The following is a 26,039-nucleotide window of genomic DNA, read 5'->3' on the forward strand; positions in this document are numbered from 1 at the left end:
ACGTTCTACATTCGGAACGGCAGGATTATAGACAGGTTTGTTTTTTACGATGAGCGACAGGAAGCGGTTCGCGTTGAGTTCGGTAGACCTCAACCTGTTGAAGGTTCTCTTCGTGCTTGCTCAAAAGGGTAACATGACGCAGGCGGGCGATTTCGTCGGCCTGTCGCAGCCGGCCATGAGCCACGCGCTCAAGCGCCTGCGGGCGCTCACCGGAGACAAGCTCTTCGTGCGGACCGCGACGGGCTTTGCCATGACGAGCTTCTGCGCCGAAATCTATCCGACGGTGAAGCGGATCATCGAGGAGACGGAAGCCGTCGTCCTGTCACGGCGCCAGTTCGATCCGGCGCGCTCGCGGCGCACCTTCCGCATCGGCATGAACGATTACTTCTCGGTCGTCCTTATTCCGCGGCTCATACAGCGGATGCAGGCACAATCGGAGCAGTTCGTGGTCGAAGTCATCCACATGCCCCGCACTGTTCAGTCCAATGGCCGCAGTTTCCAGTCCCTTGTGCAGGGTTACCTGGACGACGGAACGATCGACGTGGCGGTCATGACGGCCGACAGCTTTCCGGCTCGCTACAGATGTTCGCCGCTCTTCAACGAGCGGCGGGTCTGCATCATGGCGGCGAACAACCCCGCCGCCGGCGGCCAGCTGACGATGGAGACCTTCCTGCAGCTCGGCCATGTGAAGGTGACATCGGCGCCGAGCCGTCGCGGCTGGATAGACGAGCGCCTCGACGCCTTGGGCCGGGAGCGCAACGTGGTTGCGGTCGTGCCGCATTTTTCGGCCGCAGTCGCCGTTGTCGCGCAGAGCGATCTGATTGCCATCATGCCCGAAAGCGTCGCCCGCCTGTTCGAGGCGTCCCACGATCTCCTGCTTCTCGATTTCCCCTTCGGTTCGGAACAGCAATCAACCAGCATGATCTGGCTTGCCGAGAACGAGTTGGACCCGGCAAGCCTTTGGCTTCGTCGTCAGATCACCGAATGCTTCTCCACCGAGGACGGTGGATCAACCGGCGGCGCGGCGGCGGGCCGCAAGGACAAGATCGACGACGTCCAGGAACTGCTCCATGGTCACCGATGAGAGTTCCGTTCGGAAACTGCCGTCATTGCGCCCGAGCGCCTCGGCATCGGTGATTGCCCGCCGGCAAACGAACACCATGTCGATGGCCGGCATCACAAGGATGAACTGCCCGAAATGGCCGGCGGCGATGAAGGCATCCTGCCATTCCGGCTCGTTCTCGCTGACTTTCGGTACCCACCAGAGATAGCTGTACCCGGCGATGCGCGATTTCCGGCTTTCGTTCATCGCCGCTTCCGGTACGCGGATGGCGGTACTGTCCCGGACCCATGTGGGCGGTACGATCTCCTGCCCGTTCCAGATGCCGTCCCGCGCCATCAGCAGGCCGAGACGGGCCATGTCGCGCGCCGACAGGAAGAAATGATAGGCAAGATAACGCGATGTGCCGGCATAGCCGAGCATGCGCTGGCGTGATCGGTCGAAATCCTGCATTTGCAACGGCCCGGCGAACTCGGCCGCAAAGGCGTCGAAGACGCTGCGCCCGGTCAGTTTCTCGAAGGCCGCGCCGAGAACGTTGAAGTCCCAGTTATTGTAGTGGAAGTAGCTGCCGGGCTCCTTCGAGCCGCGCTCGGGAATATTGCGCATGTTGCTGCCGGGGCTTCCCGGCTCGTGGTAAACTCCGGAGCAGCTGACCAGGAGATCGCGCAGGCGAGCGCGCCTTTCGATCGGCAGAAGGCCCCCCTCCTCCTCGATGCCGAGCTGTTCCATCGTCAGGTCGAGATCGATCGTACCTTCGGTGACCGGCTTGCCCATCAGCATGGACAGGATGCTCTTGCGGGTCGAGGCGAGGTAGCTGACATTGGCGATATCGCCATAGGTGTACAGCAGGTCCCCACCCGTCACGGCCATGAAGGACGTTGCGGGGATGGCGTCGAGTGCGGCGTCGATGGAACAAGCGACGGCGGGCGTGATGCCGAACGCTTCCGGGCGCTGAACCTTGCGCCAGTCGTTTCCGGGGACATGGTCCGGGCGTGCGGACGCGCGGGTTACCGTTGCCGACATGTTAGTTCCTTCCGATGGTCTGATGTTCGCGACGCAAGCGCGCCCTACCCGTTCAGGTGGCAGGCGCTCGTATGGCTTGCACCGATGCTGCGTAAGACGGGGCGTTCCACCTGGCACCGATCGAAGGCGACCGGACAGCGCGGGTGGAAATGGCAGCCGGGCGGCGGGGCGACGGGACTTGGAATTTCGCCCTTGATCGTGTGGTAGCTGCGGCGCCCGGGCGCTATGCTGGGACGCTCCGCCAGCAGGGCCTGCGTATAAGGGTGGGCGGCATTGGCGAAGAGGTCTTCGACCGACGCCTCCTCCACAACCCGTCCCAGATACATGACGGCAACCCTGTCCGAGATATGCTCCACCACCGACAGGTCATGGCTGATGAAGACGTATGTAAGGTCCAGGCTTTCCCTCAGGCCGAGAAAGAGATTGATGATCTGCGCCTGGATGGACACATCCAGCGCCGCCACGGATTCATCGCAGATCAGCACTTCCGGCTGCACCGCCAGCGCACGCGCTATACCCACCCTCTGCCGCTGTCCGCCGCTGAGCTGGTGCGGAAAGCGATCGCGCATAGCCGGGTCGAGCCCGGCGCGTGTCATCTGCTCGGTGACGTAGTCCGCAAGGCGCCGACGGTCTGTCATTCCATGATGGAGCGGGGCGGCACCGATGATATCGGCCAGCCGCTGGCGCGGGTTGAGCGATGAGGATGGATCCTGGAAAATCATCTGCACGCGCAGACGCTCCCGGGCGCGCTCGGCGGTGGACAAGGCGTCGACCGGCTTGCCGCGCAGGCGCACCGTCCCCATGGACGGGTCCAGAAGCCCGGCCATGACCCGGCCGAGCGTGGATTTTCCGCAGCCGGATTCTCCGACGATGCCGAGTACCGATCCTTCCGGCACCGACAGGCTCACATCGTCCAGCGCATGGACCACCGGGCTGGGCTTCTTGACGTGCATCGCTTCGGCGGCGCGCTCGATCATGCCGGGCTTGCGGGTGAAGAGCTTGCTGACGTGATCGACATCCAGACGCGCATTCATGCCCCGATACCTTCCAGGCTAGGGTGGAAGCACCGCACGTCCCGACCGGCGACGGTTTCCAGCCGCGGATGGGCCAGGCACATCCCGGTTGCCGAAGGGCAGCGCGGCCTGAAGGCGCAACCCGCCGGCAGATCGGCTATGGGCGGCGTGGTGCCCGGGATCTGATTCAGCAGCATGCCGCGCCGATTGCGGGATGGCAGGCTGGCGATGAGGCCCCGCGTATAGGGATGCATGGGCTGGCGCAGGACGTCGTCGGTGCGTCCGCTTTCCACGATACGGCCCGCATACATGACGGACAGGCGGTCCGCGAGGCCGGCCACCACGGACAGATCATGCGTGATCCAGATGAGGGCCGTCCCGTTTTCGCGGGCGAGTTTCTGGACCACCGACAGGATCTGCGCCTGGATGGTAACGTCCAGCGCCGTCGTCGGCTCGTCGGCAATGATCAGGTCGGGCGACATCAGCAGCGCTATGGCAATGGCGACGCGTTGGCGCATGCCGCCGGAGAACTGGTGCGGATATGCCTTCAGGCGCTCGTCCGGACTGGGAATGCCCACCTTGCCCAGCGCATCCCGCGCGCGCACGCGGGCCGCCGCGGTACTGATCTTTTCGTGCGCCTTGATGGTCTCGATCATCTGCGTGTCGATGCGCAGGACCGGGTTCAGCGTCGACATCGGATCCTGAAAGATCATGGCGATGCGATCGCCCCGGATCCGCCGCAGCCGTTCGTCATCCATCCGGCGCAGGTCCTCTCCCTTGAAGAGGATCTGGCTGTCGGCAACGCGGACCGGGGGATCCAGAAGGCCCATGATGGACAGTCCGGTCAAGGACTTGCCGGAACCGGACTCGCCCACCAGGCCCATGATCTCCCCGGCATCCAGGCGCAGGTTCACATCGTCGATGAGGCGGATGGAGTTGTCGGGTCCGACGAGTTCGGTCGTCAGGTTGCGGACATCCAGCATGGCGGGCGTCATCGTTGCGCACCCCTCGGGTCGAGCATCTGGCGGAGCCGGTCACCGACCAGATTGATGGCAAAGATGGTGACGACCAGCGTGATGCCGGGAAAGAGGCTGATCCAGTAGACGCCCGACAGGAGGAACTCGAACCCGTTGGCGATCAGCAGGCCGAGCGAGGGCTCCGTAACCGGGACGCCGAGGCCGAGGAAGCTCAGCGTCGCCTCCAGGGTTATGGCGCGCGCTACCTGTATGGTCAGAAGCACCATCAGCGGCGGCAGGCAGTTGGGCAGCAACTGCCGGAAGACGATATGCCTGTGCGGCATCTGCAGAAGGCGTGCCGCCTCGACATATTCCCGGCGCATCTGCGTCAGCGCGGAACTGCGGGCCGTGCGGGCATAGGTCGCCCATTCCACGATGACGATGGCCAGGACCACATTGGTCAGGCTCTTGCCGAGAAGCGCGAGGATCAGCAGCGCGCACAATATGGTCGGGAAGGACAGCTGCAGGTCGACGATCCGCATCATCAGCGTCTCGGTACGACCGCCGACATAGGCTGCGAACAGGCCGAAGACGGTGCCGATCACGAAGGCCAGCGCAGCCGAGCCCAGCCCGACGAAGAGACTGATGCGCAACCCGTAAAGGATGGCTGACAGGAGGTCCCTCCCCTGGTCGTCCGAACCGAGATGGAAGGTGAAGCCGGTCATGGACTGGGTTCCGGGCGCCATGCGCCCATCCATGAAGTCGATCTGCATGAGATCGTACGGGTCCTGGGCCGCCAGAAGCGGGGCGCAGATGGCTGCCAGAACGATGCCGAGCGTCAGGACGAGGCCCAGTGTCGCAAGCGGCGAGCGACAGAAGGCCTTTAAAAAGCCGAGGCCGAACCGTGCCGGTCGTGCGGGTGATGCGGCGCTCATGGCCCTCACTCCCCTTGCAGCCGGATGCGGGGATCCAGCAGCCGATAGGTGACGTCCACCAGGAAGTTGATGAACACGAACATGACGACGACCAGCATCAGGTAGGCGACGATGACCGGTCGATCGAGCGCGCCGATGCTGTCGATGATGACCTTGCCGATGCCGGGCCAGGAGAAGATCGTCTCCGTCACGACCGAGAAGGCAATGGTCTGGCCGATGTCGAGCCCGACGACCGTCACCACCGGGATCATGACGTTTTTCAAGACATGCACCGACAGGATGCGCCGCGGCGACAGGCCCTTTGCCCGTGCGAAGCGGACATAGTCGCTGGACACGGCCTCCCGCACCCCGGCTTCGGTCAGCCGCGTGACCATGGCGATGTTGAACAGCGACAGGCTCAGCGCCGGCAGGATCATATGCCGCAGACCGTCCAGTGTCAGGAACGACCAGCCGATGCCGAAGACCACGCGCGTCTCGCCCCGGCCGGAGCTTGGGAGCCAGCCTGTATAGACGCTGAAGATCATGATCAGGAGGATGCCGATCCAGAAGACCGGGAGGCTGAAGCCCAGGATCGAGCCTGCCATGATGCTGCGCGCAAGCACGCCGTGCGGCTTCCAGCCGGCGACGAGGCCAAGCGGCAGTCCGATCACGACCGACAGGAGCACGGCGGCAAGGGCCAGTTCCAGCGTAGCCGGCAGGCGCGACAGGATCAGCTCGACGGCCGGCTCCTTGTAGACGTAGCTGATGCCGAGGTTTCCCTGGACGAGGCCCTTGAGGAACAGGAAGAACTGCTCGTACAGCGGCCGATCCAGACCGAGATCGGCGATCAGGCGCAGCCGCTCTTCATGCGTGGCTTCCATCGGCAGCAACGTTTCGATCGGACTGCCGATCATGTGCAAACCGAGGAACAGGATGAGCGCCATTGCCAGGGCGACGAGAACCGCCTGCAGGGCACGCTGTATGATCCAGATGGTCATGGGTCTACCGATCGTTCCGCAGCCGCGCCGGTGCCGGGTCGGTTGTCACCGGCTCGGCGCGGACGTTGCATCCGGTTTTGCTTACTGTGCGGCCGTGACGTCTTTCGCGAGCGTTCGTTCGTCGATGCGAGGCTCGTAGGAGATTCCCTTGCGCATCACCCACGCGTTGCTCTGCAGATAGAGCGGGATGATGGCCGTATCGTCGAGCGCAACCGTTACAGCCTCCTTCAGGGCGGCTTCGCGCGCGTTCTCGTCGGTAAGGCTCTGTGCGCGGGCTACCAGCGCGTCGAGGTCCGCGTTCGAATAGCCGCTATCGTTGGACGCACCGAGCCCGCGTTCGGGATCGTCGGTACCGATCACGTTCACCAGCATGGAGCTTGCATCGTAGGTCGCGTTGCCGAGCCCCAGGAGCTTGATCGCGACATCCTTCTTGCGGGACGAAAACGTCGTCCAGGGGAGCGCTTCGATGCGAGTGGCCACACCGATCCGGGACCACATCTGGGCGATGGCCTGAACGACGGCCGGTGCGTTGGGGTACCGGTCGTTCGGAACATGGATGGTAAGCCGGAAACCGTCCGGATAGCCGGCCTCTGCCAGCAGCGCCTTCGCGGCTGCAGGGTCCGTCTGCGGCACATCGATTTCGGCATTCCAGGAATAGGTACCTTCGGGCAGCCACTGACCGGTCGCCGTCGCCGTGCCCCCCATGATCCGCTCCGCGATGCCCTGCCGGTTGATGGCGATCGACAATGCCTTGCGCACCCTTGGATCGGTCAAGGGATTCACGTCGAGGGTTTCGCCATTGGGGCCCGAAACGAATGGTTTCCAGCCGTCGCCCGACACTGTCGGCGCCAGGTAGATCACCCGAAGTCCTGGAGTGGAAGCGAAGACCAATCCGTCTTCGGCCTTGAACCGCTCGATATCGGTAGCCGCAGGAACATCGATGATGTCCACGTCCCGCGCCAGGATGGCCGTCGTGCGCGAACTGTTGTTGCCGATCATCCGGTAGGTCGCACGGTCCCAGGCGACCTCGCCGTGCCACCAGTCGGGATTGCGCTCCAGGACCACCTGGTCGCCCTGCCGGAAGCTGGAATAGCGGAATGCGCCGGTGCCGACCGCCGCCTTGCCCGAATTGTAGTCCGCCGTGTCGGCTCCATCGCCGACATGCCGGGAAACGATGGCTATGTTGGCGACTTCCCCCGGCAAGGTCGGCGTGGGCTGATGCGTGGACAGGAGGACCGTCAGGTCGTCTTCGGCCTCGACCGTCTCGATGTTGCGCAGGAAGCCGCCGAAGCCGCCGGGACTGTTGGGAACATTGCGCGCGCGGGCGAAGGTGAAGACGACATCGTCCGCCGTAAACGCGACCCCGTCATGCCAGGTGACACCCGGGCGCAGCTTGAACCGCCACTGACGTTCACCGACCGGCTCCCAGCTTTCCGCAAGGCCGGGGACGAGCTGTCCGGAAGCGGTTCGCTCGGTCAGCCGGTCGAAGATCTGCATCGCAATGCTGTTATTGGGGGACGCATTGTAGAAATGCGGGTCGATCGATGTGACAGAGCCGGCAAGGCCAATCGTCAGGTCGGCAGCAGTGGCTGGTACCGACAGGCAGGCTGCCGCGATTGCGGCAATGAATCCGGAATGCAGACGCAAGGTCATCTCCCCTGAACGTTGGAGCGCGGTGCCCCATGCCTATCGCCGGCATCGGCGACGTCATGGAACCGTTACAAATCGAGGTCGCATCCGGCCAATGAATATTTTTATCAACGTCGATGCACAGGATGAATAACTCTAGGCGGACTGCTGCGGCGTACGGCCTGCCGTGGCGATGGGGGCTGCCTCCTGCCATTCGCCGAGCAACATCTCCAGGAAATGTCCCGCCGCAGGCGACAGGCGGCTTTGCCGGCGCCGGACGACGCCGATGGAGCGGGAAACTTCCGGCTCTATCAGGGGGCGCGTGGTCAAATAGGGATGTTCGTCCTGCGGTGTTGCGAGACTGGGTAATACGGATACGCCAAGCCCCGCCTCCACCAGCCCGAGGGAGGTGGACAGGTGCGTCACCTCGTAGAACCATTGAAGGCGCAGGTTGGAGCGTGCCAGCGCTGCGTCGAGCAAGGTGCGGTTGCCGCTCGTGCGGCCGACGGTAATCAGCCGGTGCCCTTCGAGTTCGGACCAGCGGAGCGGACCCGTGGTCGCCGCGAGTGGATGGTCCTTGCGGCAGGCCAGCACGAAGGGGTCTTCCATAAGCGGCGTGAATTGAAGATTCGGATCCGAAGATGCGGAAAGGGTGATCCCGAACTCGACCTCCCCGCGTGCGACGCTGGCCAGACCGTCATTGGCGCTGAGGTCCAGTATCCTGAACCGGATCTGCGGGAACTGCGCATTGAAGCGCTTGATGACGCGCGGCAGAAAGTAGAAGGCCGCTGTTGGAAGACAGGCGATGGTAACGACGGCCGATTGACGCTCGCCCAGCTCGCGAATGGAGAAGAGTGATTGGTCGAACTCGTCCAGCATTCGGCGCACCAGAGGTACGAGTTCGCGCCCGACGGCCGTCGGAGCAACCCGGCGCGTCGTTCTTTCCAGGAGCGAGGCCCCGACGGCCGCCTCCAGTTTCTGGATACGGCGCGTGAGCGCCGGCTGTGACAGGTTCAGCGCATCCGCGGCTTTGTGGAAGCCTTCCAGCTCCACGACCGTCAGGAAAGCACGCAAATCGAGAACGTCGCAATTGATGCTCATAACGAAATAGTCCGGCAAATCTTTGCATTTTACGCCCGGTCTGACTGGGCGTAATTGCATCAATCAAGGTTATTGGTGCAACGAGCGCAAGTATCATGCTTATATCTACCCATTCCAGTGGAACGCGGGTTCCGGCCGTGCTGATGCGTGGCGGGACATCGCGGGGGCCGTTTATCCTCGAGCGGGATCTTCCCGCCGATACGCAGCATCGTGACAGGGCTTTGCTGGAGATCATGGGGTCGCCCAATTCCCTGCAGTTAGGCGGCATTGGCGGAGGCGATCCGCTGACGAGCAAGGTCGCCATCATCGCGCCGTCCGAGCGTCCCGGCATCGATGTCGAGTATCTCTTCGCGCAGGTCGGCGTGACGCAGCCTGTCGTCGACACCAGCCCCAACTGCGGCAACATGCTGTCCGCCGTCGGCCCGTTCGCAATCGAAGCCGGGCTCGTTCGGCCCGGGGATCGTGAAACGACGGTGCGCATCTACAACCGCAACACCGGGACGAGCGTCCATGCCGTCGTCCAGACCCCCGGCGGCCTGGTCACCTATGAAGGCGATGCCGAGATCGATGGAGTTCCCGGCTCCGCTGCCCCTATCAAGCTGACGTTTCTCGACGCGACCGGGTCGAAGACGGGTGGCCTGTTCCCGACGGGGAAACGACGTGAGATCATCAACGATATTGCGGTCAGCCTTGTCGATTACGCCATGCCGATGATGCTGGTAAAGGCCGCCGATCTCAGCCTTGCCGGTGATGAGGCACCAGAGGTGCTGGACTCCCGGCCGGATCTGTTCCGGCAACTTGAGGCCATGCGGCGCGAAGCCGGTCGCCGCATGGGGCTGGGCGACGTGTCCAATGCCGTCATCCCGAAGATCGGTATCCTGTCTGGCCCACGGCGTGAGGATGGCACGATTACGTCCCGCTATCTTGTACCGCACCGCACTCACCGGGCGCACGCCGTGACGGGTGCTTTGTGCGTGGCGGTCGCCGCGCGCTCTGCCGGGACGGTCGCCTACGAAGTCGCCCGGGCGGAGGATGGTTCCGGCACGGTGCTCGTTGAGCATCCGAGCGGCAAGCTCTCGATCGACCTCGATATGGGCGATGACGGCATGGTGCGTCGCGCCAGCCTGATCCGAACGGCCCGTCGCATCTTCGAAGGCAACGTCATCCTGTCCGGTATGGACGGAGCAGGTACGGACTGAGTCTATCCAGGCCCTTCCGGAAGCGAACCCTTTGGTGGAGCAGGTCGGAGGCGATCGCGGAAAGGCTCGTCACGGGCGACGTTTCAAGAGCATCTCGCCACGTTACATCGCTTGGGACTTCTGGTGGACCTGAATCACTCCCACTCAATCATAAAACGTCCGTAAATTCATTATATATATTAAAACCACCACATGGCTTGATACCATGAAAAATACCATGTCTGGCGGTTGCCGCTAGCGGCTTCGGAACTTGGTGCCGTCGCCTTTGATCTTGTCAGGGTCTGTCTTACGCAATTTAATGCAATCTCCATTGCACGGAGCTCGGAAAGAGCCTCGTCGGAGAACCCATTGGATCGAGGACCGACCATGACCCGCCCGACCCTTGAAATCTTCACTGAAGACGCAGGCCTGTACGCTGTCGCTCGTGATGCAGGCGAAACCCTCGGCGTAATCGGCCCGATGGATGACCGCGACGCACTCATGAACGCTGCCATCGAACGCTGGCGGAACGTCGATCACATCGACCTGCCAGACTGCCGGACACCTGCCTTTGGTGAACGCGAATGGATCGGCGTCTTTTGACCCGAAACGTGCTTTGGCCTAACCACCGCATCCCAGCCAAGCGGTAGGGAGGGAACCGCAGCCAGATCGGCTTGACCTAGAGCCGCTGCCATTGCGGTCATCCGATCATGTGGCTTCAGTTTCCCGAAGCTGACTCGCATGCTCGCTTAGGTGGAGCGTGCCTGCGCTATCGAATGGCGGTAATCCAGCAGCCTACATCCCCCTGTCCAGCGCTTATACCGCCGATCAACGAGCAACCTCACTTGGCTGAAATAACGTTGGTGTACCCGGCATTGGTTCGAAGTTGTAGCGGCCGTCGATACGTCATGTTATTCGATGATCAAGGTGGGGGTGCGTTGAATGCAGAATGATCGTCGGCAATTTTACATCTATGACCTTGAAATCGGCGCGAGGAAGGAAGGCGCGTCCATTCCCACGATGGACGACTTGGTTCCTATTTTGCAGCGGATGAAAAACACGGGGCGAACTTATTCTATTCGCTCTGACACTGCTACGATGTTGGTAGGCGACATGCACGTTGATGCCGCCCAGCAATTCATCACGCTTCTTATTCGGTTGTCCGATAAGACAGCGCCGAACAGTGTTACATCTGACCCTCAGGCAGGTCTTTTCAATGTTCACGCCAAGGGACCGAACCAAGGTGCAGATTTCGCCTGTCACGTTCTGATTTCCACTGCGCAAGAACAAGGCTTTCCCAATGTCTACACGTGCGCCATTGAGCGCGTCGCGGGAATCGCCTCTAGTTTAGTGCAACGATTACTGTCAAAACTATTGAATTTCGAGTTCAAGGATGACGCCACGTCATTTTCCTATCCGCACCCAGCCGGCGGCTTTACCCGTCAAGGTTTGCCACGAACCGACCGTTGCTGCCCCCACGTCGAACTACGCGGACGGCCCTCCGACACGTTGATTAACGACATTAACAATGGCCAAATCACAGGGATATCACTTGTAAAAGCAGAGGCCGTGGCCCCGGTGGCTGGCGCGGCTTATCTCACGAAGAAGGAATCGGAACTGCGCCTTCAGATCGACCGGAACAACCTTCCAGCGAACCTTTGGTAATCACTACTTCAAACCTTTCAAGCAAATTCCGGAAATTACGGTGTTGCTAAAGTTAGTTATAAGATTCCCGGACAAGCACGATCAGTCACGGTCGAAATAGATGCAAATACCGGCAATCCATTGGAGGAAATGTACGTAAAATCCTTCGACGTAACGAACATACTCCCGTTCTTAGACCACTCTGCTATGCAGATTGTTGTTCATTTCCGAGACATGGCAATCCCGGAATTTTTGGATCAACGGACGATATAAGGTGCTCAAACAGCTTATATATGAACTTAGTCGGGGCTTCGCCTATAGGGGCATATCGCATGGCGAAATGCGAACCTATACGACGTGGCTCCCGCTAGCCCTCACGATCTTGGCCGCTGCGGTTTATGCCCTCTTGCCGGTGAAGCCTGCGCTTGTCGGGTCGAGCGGCCTTATCGGAAGCTTGCTGACGCTCGTTTCGACGCTGCCCGGCTTCTACTTCGCTGGCCTTGCGGCGGTCGCTACGTTCGGTAGCACGACGATGGACCATGAAATGCCAGCACCAGCACCCGAAGTCGAAATGCGAGTGCGCGGGCGACAGGTGCCGGTCAAACTGACGCGACGTTTGTTCCTGTCCTACCTGTTTTCGTACCTTGTTATTCTGTCGTTCGGCCTGTGCTTCGCGCTCATGGCTATCAACGCCTTCGCGCCGTCGATTGACGTGCTGCACGCTGCGATGGGCCGTTGGACGGGCGCGGCTTGGCCGTGGCTAATACTGAAAGGCGCGGTCGGCTTCGTCCTGACATTCGCGTTTGCTTCGATGGTCATTTCAACGCTGCATGGCGTTTTCTTCCTGGCCGAGAAAATTCATCAACCTTGAGGTAGGGTAAACCTATCTTGCGCCAGCCGCCGAGATAGCCGACCGCCTCCAGCCCCCTTTTCGGACATTCCGTCGTAGTCAGAATCGATCTTGCGCGTAACCGAGTATCGCGAAGCAAGGGAGGCCGATCGCCGCCTCGAATGCACTGAACATCCAAATACCATGCTCGCGTATGCCCTGAACGGCTGCTGAAGCAGAACACGAATATTCTGAATTTTCAGTGCGTTACCAAAGCATGCATGGCTTCAATCGAGCATTTGATACCATGACGGAGCCGGAATCCCGTTTATGGTATCGGCGGGAACTTCACTAGCACGCCGCTCTTATACCATGGAAAATACCATTTATGATTTGGGATAAGTTATTGTTTTATTGAATTTTAACAAGCAAAAACAATAACTTATAATCTCACCTCACTCCCACTCGAATATTTTTTTCGCCCTAAGCTTCTGATATATCTGCAAAAATAATTTCAGCGGCCGATTATGCCGTGTAAGGTACCGTCAAAAACCTAGCCTCTTGATTTTGCTGAGTTTTCAGGCGTCAACCTTGCTGAAAAAATTCTGTGAACTTTCGGCATCTATCGGCTGCTTCGCAGTGAGGCAGCAACCACAAACGTCGAATCTGATGCGTCGATAAAGTACCGTCAAAACCGGCAAAATCAATGCTCCCACTTGGTCGGGGATCGGCGGGCTGAGATCGAACACATCGCATGGACGGCAGAGGTTGAGAGGTGAAGACAGTTTCTCGGGAAGAGCTTTACGAGCTGGTTTGGTCCAAACCCATGACCAAAGTTGCCGCTGATTATGGCGTTACGGGTACGGCGTTGAAGAAGACCTGTGATCGCCACCACATTCCAACACCAGAACGTGGATACTGGGCGAAGCTGGAATACGGAAAGCGGGTCAACAAGGAAGCACTACCGCCACTGAGCCAACCAAACTTGGCTACGGTGAGGATATCAGGAAGTTCCGAGCAGCATCTGTCTCCGTCGGTCCGCGACGCCAAGGAAAAAGCCAGAGACAGGCTCCACAAGCACGCTGCGGCTAAGCCGCTTCTGGTCTGTGAATCCGAACCGACGCTAAGCATCGTTGAACCGCCGTCTCTCGCTGCTACAAGGCGCGCGATTTCGAAAGCGCGTCCTGACGACCAAGGTTTCGCGTCGGTCCGCTCGAAAGGCGTTGTCCCACTCAAAATTGCTCCTGCTTCCATTGAACGGGGAGTTCGGGTTCTAAGCCAGTTGTTCACTCTTGCGGAAACCCAAGGCCATTTGCCCAAGGCAACCGAAGACGGTTTGGTGCTCATTGTCGAGAATGAATCAATTGCGTTCGGCCTGGAGGAACAGCCCGAGAAAACCTTGCATCAACCAACAACCGCGGAATTGAAGCGGCGGGATGAAAGGATGCGCTGGGGCTACACCACCGATCCATGGCCCAAGTACGACCAATTTCCATCGGGCCGGCTCGCCATCGTCATTCACGCCAACCCATATTCAGGACTTCGCCGCACTTACTCAGACGGAAAGACACAAACCTTGGAAAGCATGCTGCCCGACATATTGGCAGGTTTCGCTGGGCACGCCGCGTGCATTAGTGAGCGCAGGAGAGAATCCGACGAGCGGCAGCGCCGCCAGCAAGAGGCCGAAGCTCGACGCCAGCGTGAAGAGGCATTCAATAGCCGCGAGAAGCGCCGCATGGAGTTTGCGGATGCAGTCCATGAGCAATTGACCCAACGGGACAAACTTACTGCAGTGCTGCATCATCTCGAAAATGCAACGTCTGAGGATGCTGCAAGAGTGAGCGCAATGACGACTTGGGTCCGGCAGCGTCTGAACCAGATCGACGCCCTGATCAGTCCCCATTTTCTCGACATTTCGGCGAGATCGTCGAAAGTCGATTTCGCCGAGCCAGATCCTGAAGAGGAAGCGGAAAGGGGCAGCTTTTACTATTCGCCCCCCATCACCCTCCAACTCTGGTCTATCGACGACGCAAAGGGGCTGGCCACCTCATGCTCGCCGCTGGAGTGGACAGACGCCTTGGCCTTGCCGATCGATGAAGCAGAGACGGACGAAGCCTCTCCGACCGACTGATACGAAACCAGTTTCAGCCATCAAAATTTGAGGATTTGTATCAACGCCAGGCCCTACGGTTTGCCATACGCTGTATTTGCTAACCGACGTGACGCTAACTGGGATATTTTCGAACTAGCCTGCAGTTTGAATATGAGCTAAAACGCTCACCATGAGTGAGCAAAGCGAAGGAAAGCTGAAGCAGCTTGAGCGCCTCCTTCCGGAGGGCTTGCTCGTCGATTCCGCGTGGCTCTCCGCGCGCGACTACTACACCTCCCTGCGCACCAAATATGTTTCCTCGGGCTGGCTCGAACAGCCGGCACGCCGGGTCTATAGACGCCCCCGCGGACAGTTGAGCTGGCAGCAGGTCGTTATCTCGCTCCAGACGCTCCTCGACCATCGCATTGCTGTTGGTGGCCGAACAGCTCTCGAACTGCAAGGCTATGCCCATTACGTCTCGCAAGGCGGTTCTAAGGTCTATCTTCACGGTCCAACGAAGCCCCCCAACTGGCTCGCCGCGCTGCCACTCAAGGAGGAATTCGTCTACCGCAACAGCACACCGCTCTTTGGGAGCGACCTACACGAGGTTGACTTCCCTCCCCTCGTTCCGGGTGCCGACAAGCAAGGCGACCGGCCGCTCCAGGAGGCCGGGCTGCGCTCCCTTGCCTGGGGACAATGGGATTGGCCGCTGACGGTTTCAGCACCGGAACGTGCCATCCTCGAGCTTCTCGACGAACTGCCCGATCATGAAAGCTTCCATCAGGTCGACGTGCTCATGGAGGGCCTGAGTGATCTTGCTCCACGACGGCTGCAGAAGCTGCTTGTCCGCTGTCGAAGCGTAAAGGTGAAGCGCCTCTTCTTCTTCTTTGCCGATCGGCATCGCCACGCATGGCTCAAACACATCGAGCGCGCTGCAATCGATCTTGGCTCGGGCAAGCGCATGCTGGTCAAGGAGGGGCGCTACGATCCCACCTATCAGATCACCGTGCCGAAAGAACTGGATGAGGCACCCTGATGGCTTTCGCTGATGCCTACCGCAACCAGGTGGCGCTCTTAATCCGCACGCTGCCTTCAGTCGCAGCGGAAGAGTGTTTCGCGATGAAGGGCGGCACGGCCATCAATCTCTTCATCCGCGACCTGCCACGGCTTTCGGTCGATATCGACCTCACCTATCTGCCGGTTCAGGATCGCTTGACCTCGCTAGCTGCGATCGATGCGGCGATGCTGCGCATCGCAGAGCGCATCACTGAAGCGGTTCGCGGTGCCCGCGTCACGCCATCGCGCTCGCGCGAAAACGTCGTCACCAAGCTCGTGGTTCGCAGCGACAGTGCGCAGATCAAAATCGAGGTCACGCCGGTCCTGCGAGGCTGCGTATTCGAACCCGACTTTCGTCCTGTCTCCTCCGGCGTCGAAGACGAGTTTGGTTTCGCGGAAATGCAGATTGTCTCCTTTCCCGATCTCTACGCCGGGAAGATTGTCGCCGCGTTCGACCGGCAGCATCCACGTGACCTCTTCGATGCGCGCGACCTTTTGGCAAACGAAGGCATCGACGACGCGCTGCGGCGGACCTTTCTCGTCTACCTCATCAGCCACGATCGACCCATGGCCGAGGTGCTGGCGGCGCGGCGCAAAGACATCAAAGCTGAGTTCGAGCACGGCTTCCTCGGCATGGCGCGGCAGCCGGTCGCACCCGACGACCTTCTGGCGGCGCGTGAAGCGCTGATCAGCAAAATCGTCGGCTCAATGCCTGATCCTCATCGCCAATTCTTGTTGGCGTTCGAACGAGGCGAACCCGATTGGTCAACAATCGGCTTGGAAGCGGCCGCCGATCTGCCGGCCGTGCGATGGCGGCAACAGAATCTAGATAGCTTGAGTGCTGAGAAGCGGGGGACGCTGGTGAAGCAGCTTGAAGATGTCTTGGCGAGATAGGCGAAGCGATGGCGGAGATGGGCGGTGTCTGGACCGAGGAGCAGAACGACGCGATCGTTGCGGATTACTTAGCGATGCTCGCCGACGACATCGCCGGCCGGCCATACAGCAAGGCCGAGCACAACCGGCTGCTGCAGGCGGTAATTGGGCGGCCTCGGGGTTCGATAGAATATAAGCACCAGAACATCAGCGCAGTGCTAAAGGGCCTCGGGGAAGATTGGATCCCTGGCTATAAACCGGCCTTCAATTTCCAAGCCTCGCTCGTCGACGCGGTGGTTCGCTGGCTGGATCGTCATCCGGATTGGCTCGCATCCACCGCACGGACGGCCGTGAATCCGTCGCTGACAGCGCTAAGGGAAGAGGCGATCCTATGGATCGGCCCGCCTCCGACGCACAGCAATGCGCCGCCGCCCAACGAACTCGAGCAGATGGCAGCTATCGCCCGAAAGTACGATGTGGCCGAGCGTGATGCCCGCAATCGCGCGCTGGGCCGCGCCGGCGAGGAGCGGATCCTCGCCCATGAACGTGCTAGCCTGCTTGCCGCCGGCCGAACTGATCTCGCAGGCCGCATCCGCTGGGTGTCGCAGACCGATGGCGACGGTGCCGGCTACGACATCCTTAGCTTCGATCCCGATGGCCGCGATCGGCTGATCGAGGTGAAGACGACCAAAGGCTGGGAACGAACGCCGTTTCACATTACGCGTAACGAACTGGCCGTTGCTGAGGGGCGCCGCGGTGATTGGCGGCTAGTGAGGTTGTGGAATTTCGCTCGCGAGCCCCGGGCGTTTGAGTTGCGGCCGCCGTTGGAGGCGCATGTGTCGCTGATGGCCACCAGCTATCAGGTCAATTTCTTATAAGGGGCCGGGAGAGGACTGTCCGGTTCTAGCGAAGATCTTCTATATGCCAAACCCACTCAACTTAGCGCGAGGCTGACCTGCCCCCATGCGGCATAGTCCTTCGATCCATGGCCGGTGATGATGCAGACAACAGTATCACCATCACGCAAGCGCCCATCGGCATAAAGCCGGCGCATGGCGGCCAGGGAAGTGGCCCCGGTCGGCTCGCTAAACAGGCCCGCCCTACGGGCAAGGTCGCGCATCGCGACGAGGATGTCTGCGTCGGGCACGGCGATGCCGATGCCGCCTGTGTCGCGCACCAGCGACAGCGTTAGGTTGCCCTCCTCCGGATACTGTGCCAGTGGATCGGAGATGCCGGATGCGACGGTTACGGGGTTCAGCCAGGGGGATACCGCATCGGCACCGGACGCATGTGCCGAAGCAATCGGCGCGCAGCCCGCCGATTGCGCGGCCACCAGACGCGGCATGGCAGCTCCATGGTCGGCGAAGCCTTGGTAGACGCCGTGAACCAAAGGCCCGGAGCTTGTCGGAATGGACACCCAGTCAGGTGTGTCGCCAACAAGCGCCAGCGCGATTTCCTGCCCGACCAGGCGTAGCGCGTCCACACCGTAGGCGTTCAGGTAGGTGGTAGTTAGGTTCGCGTAGCCGGTTTCCGTCGCCAGCACCTGCCCCTTGCGGAAGGACCTGGAGTAATCCCCCGGCTCACGGTGGAATGTCGCCCCATACGCGGCGATCTGCGCCACCTTGCCATCCGGTGTGGATTCTGGACAGACGATGATCGCCGGTATACCCGCATTAGCGGCATAACAGGCGACGGCCGCGCCTGCGTTGCCGCTGGATGCGCAGATGACACCCTCTACGCCCATTTCCAAGGCGCGGCTCATCGAGGCTGCCACCAGCCTGTCCTTGAAGGAGCCGGATGAATTTCGCGTTTCGTCCTTCAGCAGCAGAAGCCCGGTAAAGTCGGGGTGCAGCAGGCTTGGGCGAACCTCCCGCAAGGGCGTTTCGCCTTCGCCCAGCGTGACGGTATCGGAGACGAAATTCCGTCTTTCCCATCGCCCGGAAACGGGCATGGCGCGCTCAACCCGCAAGATCCCGCCGCATTGCGGACAGCGATAGGTGAGCGCGGCAGCGGACAATATCCCGCAGGAAAGGCATCGCAAGCCGGCGACGGGTGGCAGTGCAACGGATGTCGTCGCGTCCATGGCGGACCTTACGCCGCCATGGAGCGTGTCGTGGTCGACAGGCTCTGGAAGTTGTCGCGGATATAGGCGGCAGCTCGCAAGGCGAGGGCCGAGATGGTGGGCGTCGGGTTGACCACGCCGCCCGTGGCCAGCACGCTGCCGTCCACGATGAAGAGGTTGGGCACCTCCCAGCTCTGGTGCCATTTGTTCACGACGGAATTCTCCGCATCCTTACCCATGCGGCAGGTGCCGATCATTTGCCAGGCCGGCGTACGGTAAACGCCATCCTTGTCGCGATAATCCTGTAGGCGATACTCATATGCGCCGCAGGCCTTGGCGAGGTCTTCCAGCCGATCCAGCATGTAGTTCATCATGCGCTTGTCGTTTTCGCCGGGTGCATAATGTGTTTCGGCTGCCGGCACGCCGTCGCTGTCGGTGAGCGTGGCAGACAGCGTTACCCGGTTTTCCGGGTTGGGCAGATCGTCGCCGATGGCGAACACCCCAATAGAGTGGCCGAAATGGCTGCGGAACCAGTCGTGATGGCCCTTGCCCCATGGCGCGCGCGACGGGCTGAACCAGCCCGACGCCAGTTCGCCGGCCGACGCGGTCGACGTGATGCAGTTGAAGTTGAAGCCATTGACGAAACCGCGCGACAGGTCGGTCTCCGCAAACTGGCGCGAGATCAGCGAGGCGACGTAGCCGATATGTCCGTCAACGGGTTCGTCCACGAACATCTCGCACCCGACCAGCGTATGGTGCAGCAGATAGCGGCCTACCTGATCGTTCTGGTTCGCCAGATTGTCGGAGGCCAGCAAAAGCCGCGGCGTGCCAATGCCGTTGGCGGCGACGATTACGATCTTGGCTTTTTGGAACAGGATGCGGTCGGTGTTGCGGTCGACATACAGGGCGCCGCTCGCGCGGCCGTCCGGCCCTTTCTCGATCTTCAGGACACGCGCGTTGATGCGCAGTTCGCAGCCGGCATTCAGAGCTTTGGGCCAGATCGACATGGAGTATTTGCTCATCGAGCCGCGTGGGCATCCGTTGCAGGTGCCGCAATTATTGCAGGCCGGGCGACCGTCATAATCCTCCGAGACGGCGCCGGCCTCCACCGGCCACCAGTGCCAGCCCAACCTGTCGAACCCGTTCGACAGACGGCCCGCAACTTTGGAAAACGGCATGGGGCCGGTTGGCGACCGCTCACGCGGGGGCATGGCCGGATCGCCTGGCAGGCCGGAAACGCCCACAAGCCTGTCCGCAGCCTCGTAATAGGGCGCGATATCCTCGTAGGCGATGGGCCAGTCGGGTTGCAGGCCATGCTCCGTTCCCTTGCGGAAATCGCTGGGGCGGTAACGCGGCCAGATGGCGCCATAGACGTTGGTGGAACCGCCGACGGCATTCCACATCAAAATCTGGGACGAGTCCGACGTTACGGGAAAATCGTCTGGATGATCCCGCTTGTTGACGTCCGGACTCCAGTTGGTGCGTCGCTGCCAGCTCCAGTCCGCGTGCAGATGCGGGTGGTCCGCCGCTTCCACCCAGGACCCCTGCTCAAGGCAAACGACATCGAGCCCGGCCTCGGCAAGCACCAGTGCGGCCAGAGAGCCCGTCGCCCCTGCCCCGACAATCAGCACGTCGCATTCACGCGTTTCGGTCATCGATCGAGCCCCCAGCGTTCCGTTCTGGCTTCGTTAAGGCCGAGCGCGGAGATATCCAGCCGCTGCACGTCCTCTGTCTTCAGATAGTGGCCGCGCGTGGCCCGGCCTGCTGCGGTTGATGTCGAAAGGCGTCATCGGATAGCCGGTCACATGCGGGCGGTAGGAATAGGGGCGTCCCGTTGCCTGGATGGTACTGATGACGAATGGCGTCTAGTAATAGGCAAGATAGGTTGCGCTGCGTAGCGCATCGAACAAGTCGGGCTCAGCCTCCTCCAGCGCGGCGACGGCGGCGATACGCCTGTCCGGGTCCGGGCTGGAAAGGCCGTCCTGGTGCCAACCGAGCCCTGCTGCCAAGTGTTCGAAAGTAGCATCAGACCATTCCGCCATTACGCGGAGGGCCACCAGCCCATGCACACCCGCTTCCGAGGCCGAGGGCCAGATGCTGTCGCCGGGGATGAGTTCGTCCACCAGCGCCAGTATCAGCCGCGCCCTGTCGCGGCCGTCCATCGGAGTATTCCGGCGCTCCGGCTCCAGGGTCGCGGCGCTCATGACGCTTCCTTTGCTGGAGGGTAATGCTGATCATCTTCAGTTCGGTCATCGCCTCCATCGTGTATCGGCCGCCCAGCCGACCGATACCGCTTTTCGTGCCGGAGCCACCCCCGAACGGCAGGTGGATCTCCCACCAGGTGCTGCCTGCATTGACGTTGACGATACCGGCTGGGATAGCCTTTGCCATCTCCGCGCCCTTGGCGATATCGGCGGTGAAGACGCCGACAGACAGCCCGTATTCGCTATCGAGGGCAAGTTTCAGCGCCTCCTCTTGCGTATCGTAGGCCAGCACCGGAACGACAGGTCCGAAAGTTTCCTCACGGTTGATCTCCATGTCGGGGGTCACGTCCCGAACCACGGTCGGCTCGAAGAACAGGGCGCTGCCAAGGTCGGGGCGCGGCTTGCCGCCATGCAAAAGCTTTGCGCCGTTGGCGACGGCGTCTTCGACATGCTCGCGCACCTTGGCCGCAACCTTGGCGTTGTTGAGTGGACCCATCGTAGTACCCTGGTGGAACGGATCGCCTAGAACGTGCCGTGCGGCATGCTCCACCAGCCGCTCGCACAGTGGATCGACGACGGAGCGGTGAGCCAGTACCCGGCCCGTTGCCGCGCAAACCTGCCCCGCATTGAAGAAGGCGCCGCCCGCTGCAGCAGCTGCCGCCGCGTCCAGATCGGCATCCTCGAAGACGACGACCGGGCCGTTGCCGCCGAGTTCCAGTAGCATCGGCTTGCCGGCCCCGCGCTCCGCGATCCGCTTGCCGGTCGCGGCGCTGCCGGTAAAGCCGATAGCCACAACGCCAGGATGCGTTACGACCGCGTCCCCGGCGACGGCGCCCTCACCCATCACGAGGTTGATGACCCCAGCCGGCAGCCCGGCCTCCGCGATAGCCTCCATCAGCGCGACGGCGACGAGAGAGGTAGAGGGAGCCGGCACCCAGACGATGCTGTTGCCCGTCGCGATGCCGGGCGCCAGATACTCCACCGGTATCTTGACCGGGAAGTTCCAGGGGGTGATGACACCGTAGACGCCCCGTGGCTGGCGAATGGTCATAACCAGCTTGGTCGGGTCTTCGGCGGGCAGTGTTTCCCCGCCCATCTGCTTGACCAACTCGGCCGCAAGGCGAAAGCCGTCCGCCGCCTTGCCGACTTCGCCCATGGCCTCGGCAAGGACCTTGCCCTGTTCGGCCGATAGCACCCGGGCAATCTCCTCGCGATGCGCATCGATGGCCGCGCCGATCGCGACGCACAGTGCGGCCCTGGCAAAGACGGGCGTCGCCGCCCAGCCGGCAGACGCGTCGGATGCCGCGCGCACGGCAGCGTCCACCGTCACCGGGCTGGATTTCGGTAGGCGCGCGATCTCCTCGCCGGTGGCGGGGTTTACCACCGGCATCGTTTCCGCTTCCGCCAGCCACTCCCCGCCGATGAAATTGGCCGGCTCGCGCCGCGCCCCGATCGATCCGTCCATCATCCTGTCTCTCCCTGTCATTCTGCCGCGGCCGCGAGCGCCTTTCCGGCACCGCGATCCACTTCGCGTCCCGCCAGCACCAGCCCCGCCGCGAAAAGACGCTGGTTCGCCACGACGACTTCGCCGCGCACATCCTCCAGCGGGAAGCGCCCATCGCGCAGTTCCAGCACCGACGCATCCCCCGGCGCACCCACCGCGAAGTTGCCCAGTTCCGGTCGTTGCAGCGCTTTGGCGGCATTGACGGTAGAGGCGGCGATGACCTCTCCGATCGGAATGCCGAGAGCCAGGAACCTCGACAGCGTCGTCACCTGGTCGTAGGCGGGGCCGGTGATGCACAGCGAGTGAACATCCGAGGATATCGTGTCGGGGAGAAAACCCTCTGCCAGCATGGCGCGGGCCATGCGCCACGAGAAAGAGCCCATGCCGTGCCCGATGTCGAACAGCACACCGCGCTCCCGCGCCGCCAGGATTGCGGGCTTCACCTTGCCCTTGCCGTCGATCGGCGCATTGGGGAACGGGCGGTAGCAATGGGTGAGCACGTCGCCCTTGCGCAGCTTTGAGACGACGTCTTCGTACGATGGCGGCGGCTCGTCGATATGGGCCATCAGCGGCAAACCGGTTTCGTCGGCCACTTGAAGAGCGACGTCCAGCGGCTGGATGCCCGCCGGGCCCGAGGCATGGCGGCCGACGCGCACCTTCACGCCGATGATGACGTCGCGGTTCGCCTCGATCACCTCCACCGCCTCGCGGCCGGCCAGAAGCCGGATATCATGGCCCTCGCCCAGCATGATGTTCTTGGCGAAACCGTAGATGCCGGCAAACGAAACATGCAGATAAACCAGGATGCGCACTTCGCTGCGCTCGATAACATGCTTGCGGAAGCCCGCTCCGAATGATGCCCTTCGGCAATGACTTGGGTGAGACTGGCGTGATCTCCGGGACAACCGCCATGGTAACGCTACGATAAATCGTCTTATGCAAGGTGCGAACTTGGCCGCTTTTCTTCGCTGCTACCCCGGAGAGTTAGAGGCGCTCGTTGATACGTCGGGACGCGCCTAGTTTTCGCTGCTTCAGTTAATAACGACCTGACACCAGCGACATTCGGCCCTCATAATTAGAGGGTGAATGGCAGAAGGACCGGTACGAGTAGGATCGTTACGAGCAGCGCGACCATCGTAAACGGCACTCCGACCTTTACGAAGTCGCCAAACCGGTAGTTGCCAGGACCCACCACAAGGGTATTTACCGGGGATGACACCGGCGTCATGAAGGCTGCGGAGGCCGCCAAGGCCACTGTCATGGCGAGTGGGTAGGGTGAGACGTCGAGCGCGCTGGCCAGCGCTATTGCAATGGGTGCCATCAGTACCGCAGTGGCTGTATTGGAAATGAAGAGTCCCAGCGCCGCAGTCAGAACAAACAGCGTTGCCAGCACTGCACGAGGCGAGGCCCCGCCCACCATGTCCAGCAGCCAGTTGGCCACGATATCCACCCCACCTGTCTGCTGGAGGGCAATCGAAAACGGCAGCATGCCAACGATAAGGATAAGCGTTTGCCAGTGAACGGAGCGATAGGCTGCGTTCATTTCGATGCAACCAAACAGGCCGAACAGTAGGCAACCAAGGAGAGCAGCGACGACATTGGGTACGATGCCCGAAGCCATGAGCGCAACTGTGATGAGTAGGATGATGGCGGCGTGGGGAGCGCGATGGGAGGCGGGCGCCACATCTTCCATCTCTATGGGCGTGTTGAGTAAGATTAGCTGCTCCGCACCCTGAGGCACGCGAGAGATCGCTCGCCAAGGACCGATCACCAGTATCGTATCGCCGGTCTGAAGTATGATGTCGGTAACGGGCGCATCAACCGCCTCTTGCCCACGGCGAATACCGACCGCGACAAGGTCCGTCATGCTGCGCAATCGCCCATCAACGATCGTCTTGCCGATAAGACGTGAGTCCGGCGACACTAACAGTTCGGCCAAACCGATCTCTTGTGAGCGGTCGCCAAAATAAGTGTTGCCGAGCGCGAGCCGGTCAAGACCATACCGATCGGCGACATCGTCTATCCGAAGGTTTGGAGAGCAAGCGTCGATCAACATTATGTCGCCGGCTTCGATACGGCTCTCGGCCGTGGGGCGCATTAACCGCCGCCCAAAGCGGGAGGCACGTTCGATCGCGATGATATTGATGCCATCGCTGCCCCGCAGATCGAATGCACTGAGAAGCTTGCCGACGAGAGGGGAACCTAGCCGAACGGAAAGTCTGTGCTCTCTGCCCTCCAATCCGTAGGCTCTGGCGAAGTGACCGAGCGTCGGGCGCATCACCATATCCGATAGTCCCCCGGTTCGACCCAGGAACTGCTTCGCAATCAGCATATAGAGGATGGCTAGTGCAAGCAGTGGTAGGCCAAAAGGCGTGAATGCGAAAAAGCTGAAGCCTTCGAACCCGTTGCGCACAAGTTCACCATGAACGACGAGGTTCGGAGCGGTGGCGACGAGGGTCATCATACCGCTTAAGAGCGCCGCGACCGACAGCGGCATCATGAGCCGCCCCGCCGGGATTGATGCGTTGCGTGTGATCCGCAATACGATTGGGATGAAGATTGCCACGACACCTGTCGAACTCATGAACGACCCAATGCCGGCGACCACGATCATCAAAAGCACGATAAGGCGGGCCTCGCTACGTCCTGCTTTGCCTACCAACCAGTCACCGAGACGCTGTGCGATGCCTGTCCGAACAAGCGCCTCGCCGACCACGAAGAGAGCAGCTATCAGCACGATGTTCGGGTCGGCGAAGCCGGCCAGTGCGTCATCAATGCCGATCACACCGGTAAGCGGCAGGGCGACGATCATGATCAGCGCCACGACATCCATCCGCGGACGCCCCAAGGCGAACATGACAATGGCGGCCATCAGCAGAAGGAGAACAATTGCAAGGTCGGTCATGCGTGAGACCTACCCCAACCGACTTAGAATCCCAAGGCTACCGGAGGTCGGCGCCGAACTGCTTTCCGGCGCTTCTGCAGGTGCGCTGTTTGGCAATCGGTTTCGCGGGCGGATGGGGCCGGAGCACTAGGCAAGGAGATTGGATCGCGCTTCAGCGACTTGAACTGCTGGGGGCCTCTTAGCTAATTCCGCAAAAGCCTTGCCGAACAAGACTGTGCCAGGCAATTAATAGCGCTGAATTTGAGCAGGCGACGCCTTCGTTCAATCCAGTGCGACGACCGCGAGAATCCATGAAGAAGCCACCGAAGCCTTTCATCGTTGCGCACAAGCGCCGGGCACGACACGTTACGGTTGCACCAACCTCAATCTGGTCCAACCAGACTGGCCGTAAGATGCGCGGCCTGCTCAAAGAGGAGATGGCCAGCGAACAGGGTTCAAACTGTATAATGGAAAGCGCTTCGGCCACGTCCCAACCGAGGCAAGCGCCGAACCCTACTAAATCGACAGCTCGCATTCTCGAACTGCAGCCAAAGGTCAACGCGATTGAAGCAGATGCTGTCTCTGAAACTGAATTGGTCGAGCGTAAAACAGCAATCGAGACACCAGCTGCAACTGCGATCGAGAATTTGGCTTCGGACGACTTCGCGAAAATTGCCGAGACTGCCGGGGGCCCCGAAGCCACAATCGGTAGCTTAAGCGTAAAGCCCAGCTACTGTGAGCGCCGACGAGCGTTACGCAAGGCGATTCCTCTGGGTAAACGCTGGAAACGCCATCTGCCTCTGCATGGTACCTGACTTGCTGAGGCGCTTTCGCCGGAGCCCAGCCGCCTTTGCGCAGTTGTCTCGTCCGCGACATGGCCTTTGCACCGGCTCAGCTCGCTGATGTACTGCCGGTTTCTTGAACACCGCGATAAGGTGTTTGACGAAACTGGATAGCGGGAATGGGAGGGTTGTTCAGCCGTGAGTTCGAGCTTGAAGCAGCGCGATGAAGGATTGGGCCGT

The 26,039-nt window shown here is 61.1% G+C and carries 22 protein-coding genes and 1 pseudogene; 10 read left to right on the forward strand and 13 right to left on the reverse strand.

Going from position 1 to position 26,039, the window contains the following annotated elements; all coding sequences use genetic code 11:
• The first annotated feature begins 49 nt into the window (after window positions 1–49).
• Entirely contained in the window at window positions 50–1,084 is a 1,035-nt protein-coding gene (locus tag AUL31_RS10815; RefSeq protein WP_073469108.1) for a LysR family transcriptional regulator, read from the forward strand.
• On the opposite strand, the gene AUL31_RS10820 is transcribed toward AUL31_RS10815, so the two are convergent.
• The 7 genes from AUL31_RS10820 to AUL31_RS10850 all read right to left on the reverse strand — a co-directional run bounded on the left by AUL31_RS10820 (window position 1,010) and on the right by AUL31_RS10850 (window position 8,694).
• Window positions 1,010–2,083: a serine hydrolase domain-containing protein gene (locus tag AUL31_RS10820; protein WP_060605862.1), complete on the reverse strand. Its 1,074-nt coding sequence runs from the start codon at window positions 2,081–2,083 to the stop codon at window positions 1,010–1,012. The two genes, AUL31_RS10815 and AUL31_RS10820, sit on opposite strands and share 75 nt — an antisense overlap.
• A 44-nt stretch (window positions 2,084–2,127) precedes the next feature.
• Window positions 2,128–3,117: an ABC transporter ATP-binding protein gene (locus AUL31_RS10825; protein WP_060605866.1), complete on the reverse strand. Its 990-nt coding sequence runs from the start codon at window positions 3,115–3,117 to the stop codon at window positions 2,128–2,130.
• Window positions 3,114–4,091 carry an ABC transporter ATP-binding protein gene (locus tag AUL31_RS10830; protein WP_060605869.1) on the reverse strand — a complete coding sequence of 326 codons (978 nt, stop codon included), beginning with the start codon at window positions 4,089–4,091 and terminating at the stop codon, window positions 3,114–3,116. The genes AUL31_RS10825 and AUL31_RS10830 overlap by 4 nt, the downstream gene beginning before the upstream one ends.
• Window positions 4,088–4,987 carry an ABC transporter permease gene (locus AUL31_RS10835; RefSeq protein ID WP_060605872.1) on the reverse strand — a complete coding sequence of 300 codons (900 nt, stop codon included), beginning with the start codon at window positions 4,985–4,987 and terminating at the stop codon, window positions 4,088–4,090. The genes AUL31_RS10830 and AUL31_RS10835 overlap by 4 nt, the downstream gene beginning before the upstream one ends.
• Window positions 4,988–4,992: 5 nt before the next feature.
• Entirely contained in the window at window positions 4,993–5,964 is a 972-nt protein-coding gene (locus AUL31_RS10840; RefSeq protein ID WP_060605876.1) for an ABC transporter permease, read from the reverse strand.
• A gap of 81 nt (window positions 5,965–6,045) precedes the next feature.
• Entirely contained in the window at window positions 6,046–7,611 is a 1,566-nt protein-coding gene (locus tag AUL31_RS10845) for an ABC transporter substrate-binding protein (protein ID WP_244489379.1), read from the reverse strand.
• A 138-nt stretch (window positions 7,612–7,749) separates the two neighbouring features.
• Window positions 7,750–8,694, reverse strand: a complete 945-nt coding sequence (locus tag AUL31_RS10850; RefSeq protein ID WP_060605883.1) for a LysR family transcriptional regulator — start codon at window positions 8,692–8,694, stop codon at window positions 7,750–7,752.
• A 95-nt stretch (window positions 8,695–8,789) separates the two neighbouring features.
• On the opposite strand from AUL31_RS10850, the gene AUL31_RS10855 reads away from it, so the two are divergent.
• The 8 genes from AUL31_RS10855 to AUL31_RS10890 all read left to right on the forward strand — a co-directional run bounded on the left by AUL31_RS10855 (window position 8,790) and on the right by AUL31_RS10890 (window position 17,241).
• Window positions 8,790–9,893 carry a 4-oxalomesaconate tautomerase gene (locus AUL31_RS10855; protein WP_060605886.1) on the forward strand — a complete coding sequence of 368 codons (1,104 nt, stop codon included), beginning with the start codon at window positions 8,790–8,792 and terminating at the stop codon, window positions 9,891–9,893.
• A gap of 366 nt (window positions 9,894–10,259) precedes the next feature.
• On the forward strand, window positions 10,260–10,475 hold the full coding sequence (locus tag AUL31_RS10860; protein WP_060605889.1) for a hypothetical protein: 216 nt from the start codon (window positions 10,260–10,262) through the stop codon (window positions 10,473–10,475).
• Between the two features lie 339 nt (window positions 10,476–10,814).
• Complete coding sequence (locus tag AUL31_RS10865) at window positions 10,815–11,537, forward strand: hypothetical protein (RefSeq protein ID WP_060605892.1); 723 nt, start codon at window positions 10,815–10,817, stop codon at window positions 11,535–11,537.
• A 319-nt stretch (window positions 11,538–11,856) separates the two neighbouring features.
• Window positions 11,857–12,387 carry a hypothetical protein gene (locus AUL31_RS10870; RefSeq protein ID WP_143190167.1) on the forward strand — a complete coding sequence of 177 codons (531 nt, stop codon included), beginning with the start codon at window positions 11,857–11,859 and terminating at the stop codon, window positions 12,385–12,387.
• Window positions 12,388–13,120: 733 nt separating this feature from the next.
• Window positions 13,121–14,476 carry a hypothetical protein gene (locus AUL31_RS20310; protein WP_143190166.1) on the forward strand — a complete coding sequence of 452 codons (1,356 nt, stop codon included), beginning with the start codon at window positions 13,121–13,123 and terminating at the stop codon, window positions 14,474–14,476.
• Between the two features lie 151 nt (window positions 14,477–14,627).
• Entirely contained in the window at window positions 14,628–15,470 is an 843-nt protein-coding gene (locus AUL31_RS10880; protein ID WP_060605901.1) for a type IV toxin-antitoxin system AbiEi family antitoxin domain-containing protein, read from the forward strand.
• On the forward strand, window positions 15,470–16,384 hold the full coding sequence (locus AUL31_RS10885; RefSeq protein ID WP_060605904.1) for a nucleotidyl transferase AbiEii/AbiGii toxin family protein: 915 nt from the start codon (window positions 15,470–15,472) through the stop codon (window positions 16,382–16,384). The genes AUL31_RS10880 and AUL31_RS10885 overlap by 1 nt, the downstream gene beginning before the upstream one ends.
• 8 nt (window positions 16,385–16,392) lie before the next feature.
• Window positions 16,393–17,241: a protein NO VEIN domain-containing protein gene (locus tag AUL31_RS10890; RefSeq protein WP_082646901.1), complete on the forward strand. Its 849-nt coding sequence runs from the start codon at window positions 16,393–16,395 to the stop codon at window positions 17,239–17,241.
• 56 nt (window positions 17,242–17,297) lie between these two features.
• On the opposite strand, the gene AUL31_RS10895 is transcribed toward AUL31_RS10890, so the two are convergent.
• From AUL31_RS10895 to AUL31_RS10915, 6 genes and pseudogenes are all read right to left on the reverse strand, one after another.
• Complete coding sequence (locus AUL31_RS10895; RefSeq protein ID WP_060605909.1) at window positions 17,298–18,446, reverse strand: pyridoxal-phosphate dependent enzyme; 1,149 nt, start codon at window positions 18,444–18,446, stop codon at window positions 17,298–17,300.
• An 8-nt stretch (window positions 18,447–18,454) separates the two neighbouring features.
• The gene (locus tag AUL31_RS10900) at window positions 18,455–20,080 is read right to left on the reverse strand and encodes a GMC family oxidoreductase (protein WP_060605912.1); all 1,626 of its coding nucleotides are present in this window, start codon (window positions 20,078–20,080) and stop codon (window positions 18,455–18,457) included.
• Window positions 20,081–20,290: 210 nt separating this feature from the next.
• Entirely contained in the window at window positions 20,291–20,434 is a 144-nt protein-coding gene (locus AUL31_RS20495; RefSeq protein ID WP_159439791.1) for a hypothetical protein, read from the reverse strand.
• Window positions 20,435–20,450: 16 nt separating this feature from the next.
• A complete protein-coding gene (locus AUL31_RS10905) occupies window positions 20,451–22,097 on the reverse strand; it encodes an aldehyde dehydrogenase family protein (protein WP_244489380.1) in 1,647 nt (548 codons plus the stop codon).
• 14 nt (window positions 22,098–22,111) lie between these two features.
• Window positions 22,112–22,981, reverse strand: a pseudogene (locus AUL31_RS10910) (amidohydrolase/deacetylase family metallohydrolase); the annotation flags it as partial.
• Between the two features lie 227 nt (window positions 22,982–23,208).
• Window positions 23,209–25,038, reverse strand: coding sequence for an SLC13 family permease (locus AUL31_RS10915; RefSeq protein WP_060605915.1), 1,830 nt, complete (start codon window positions 25,036–25,038; stop codon window positions 23,209–23,211).
• Between the two features lie 290 nt (window positions 25,039–25,328).
• Here AUL31_RS10915 and AUL31_RS20320 point away from each other — a divergent pair, with 290 nt between their 5' ends.
• Complete coding sequence (locus tag AUL31_RS20320) at window positions 25,329–25,832, forward strand: hypothetical protein (RefSeq protein ID WP_143190165.1); 504 nt, start codon at window positions 25,329–25,331, stop codon at window positions 25,830–25,832.
• Window positions 25,833–26,039: the final 207 nt, after the last annotated feature.

The sequence above is a fragment of the Aureimonas altamirensis genome (assembly GCF_001463885.1).
Taxonomy (GTDB): Bacteria; Pseudomonadota; Alphaproteobacteria; order Rhizobiales; family Rhizobiaceae; genus Aureimonas; species Aureimonas altamirensis.

What these genes read in the sequence shown, in the direction of transcription:
- AUL31_RS10815 (WP_073469108.1), top strand. Translation starts at nt 50, where the DNA reads ATGAGCGACAGGAAGCGGTTCGCGTTGAGTTCGGTAGACCTCAACCTG.
- AUL31_RS10820 (WP_060605862.1), bottom strand. Translation starts at nt 2,083, where the DNA reads ATGTCGGCAACGGTAACCCGCGCGTCCGCACGCCCGGACCATGTCCCC.
- AUL31_RS10825 (WP_060605866.1), bottom strand. Translation starts at nt 3,117, where the DNA reads ATGAATGCGCGTCTGGATGTCGATCACGTCAGCAAGCTCTTCACCCGC.
- AUL31_RS10830 (WP_060605869.1), bottom strand. Translation starts at nt 4,091, where the DNA reads ATGACGCCCGCCATGCTGGATGTCCGCAACCTGACGACCGAACTCGTC.
- AUL31_RS10835 (WP_060605872.1), bottom strand. Translation starts at nt 4,987, where the DNA reads ATGAGCGCCGCATCACCCGCACGACCGGCACGGTTCGGCCTCGGCTTT.
- AUL31_RS10840 (WP_060605876.1), bottom strand. Translation starts at nt 5,964, where the DNA reads ATGACCATCTGGATCATACAGCGTGCCCTGCAGGCGGTTCTCGTCGCC.
- AUL31_RS10850 (WP_060605883.1), bottom strand. Translation starts at nt 8,694, where the DNA reads ATGAGCATCAATTGCGACGTTCTCGATTTGCGTGCTTTCCTGACGGTC.
- AUL31_RS10855 (WP_060605886.1), top strand. Translation starts at nt 8,790, where the DNA reads ATGCTTATATCTACCCATTCCAGTGGAACGCGGGTTCCGGCCGTGCTG.
- AUL31_RS10860 (WP_060605889.1), top strand. Translation starts at nt 10,260, where the DNA reads ATGACCCGCCCGACCCTTGAAATCTTCACTGAAGACGCAGGCCTGTAC.
- AUL31_RS10865 (WP_060605892.1), top strand. Translation starts at nt 10,815, where the DNA reads ATGCAGAATGATCGTCGGCAATTTTACATCTATGACCTTGAAATCGGC.
- AUL31_RS10870 (WP_143190167.1), top strand. Translation starts at nt 11,857, where the DNA reads ATGCGAACCTATACGACGTGGCTCCCGCTAGCCCTCACGATCTTGGCC.
- AUL31_RS10880 (WP_060605901.1), top strand. Translation starts at nt 14,628, where the DNA reads ATGAGTGAGCAAAGCGAAGGAAAGCTGAAGCAGCTTGAGCGCCTCCTT.
- AUL31_RS10885 (WP_060605904.1), top strand. Translation starts at nt 15,470, where the DNA reads ATGGCTTTCGCTGATGCCTACCGCAACCAGGTGGCGCTCTTAATCCGC.
- AUL31_RS10890 (WP_082646901.1), top strand. Translation starts at nt 16,393, where the DNA reads ATGGCGGAGATGGGCGGTGTCTGGACCGAGGAGCAGAACGACGCGATC.
- AUL31_RS10895 (WP_060605909.1), bottom strand. Translation starts at nt 18,446, where the DNA reads ATGGACGCGACGACATCCGTTGCACTGCCACCCGTCGCCGGCTTGCGA.
- AUL31_RS10900 (WP_060605912.1), bottom strand. Translation starts at nt 20,080, where the DNA reads ATGACCGAAACGCGTGAATGCGACGTGCTGATTGTCGGGGCAGGGGCG.
- AUL31_RS10905 (WP_244489380.1), bottom strand. Translation starts at nt 22,097, where the DNA reads ATGATGGACGGATCGATCGGGGCGCGGCGCGAGCCGGCCAATTTCATC.
- AUL31_RS10915 (WP_060605915.1), bottom strand. Translation starts at nt 25,038, where the DNA reads ATGACCGACCTTGCAATTGTTCTCCTTCTGCTGATGGCCGCCATTGTC.
- AUL31_RS20320 (WP_143190165.1), top strand. Translation starts at nt 25,329, where the DNA reads ATGAAGAAGCCACCGAAGCCTTTCATCGTTGCGCACAAGCGCCGGGCA.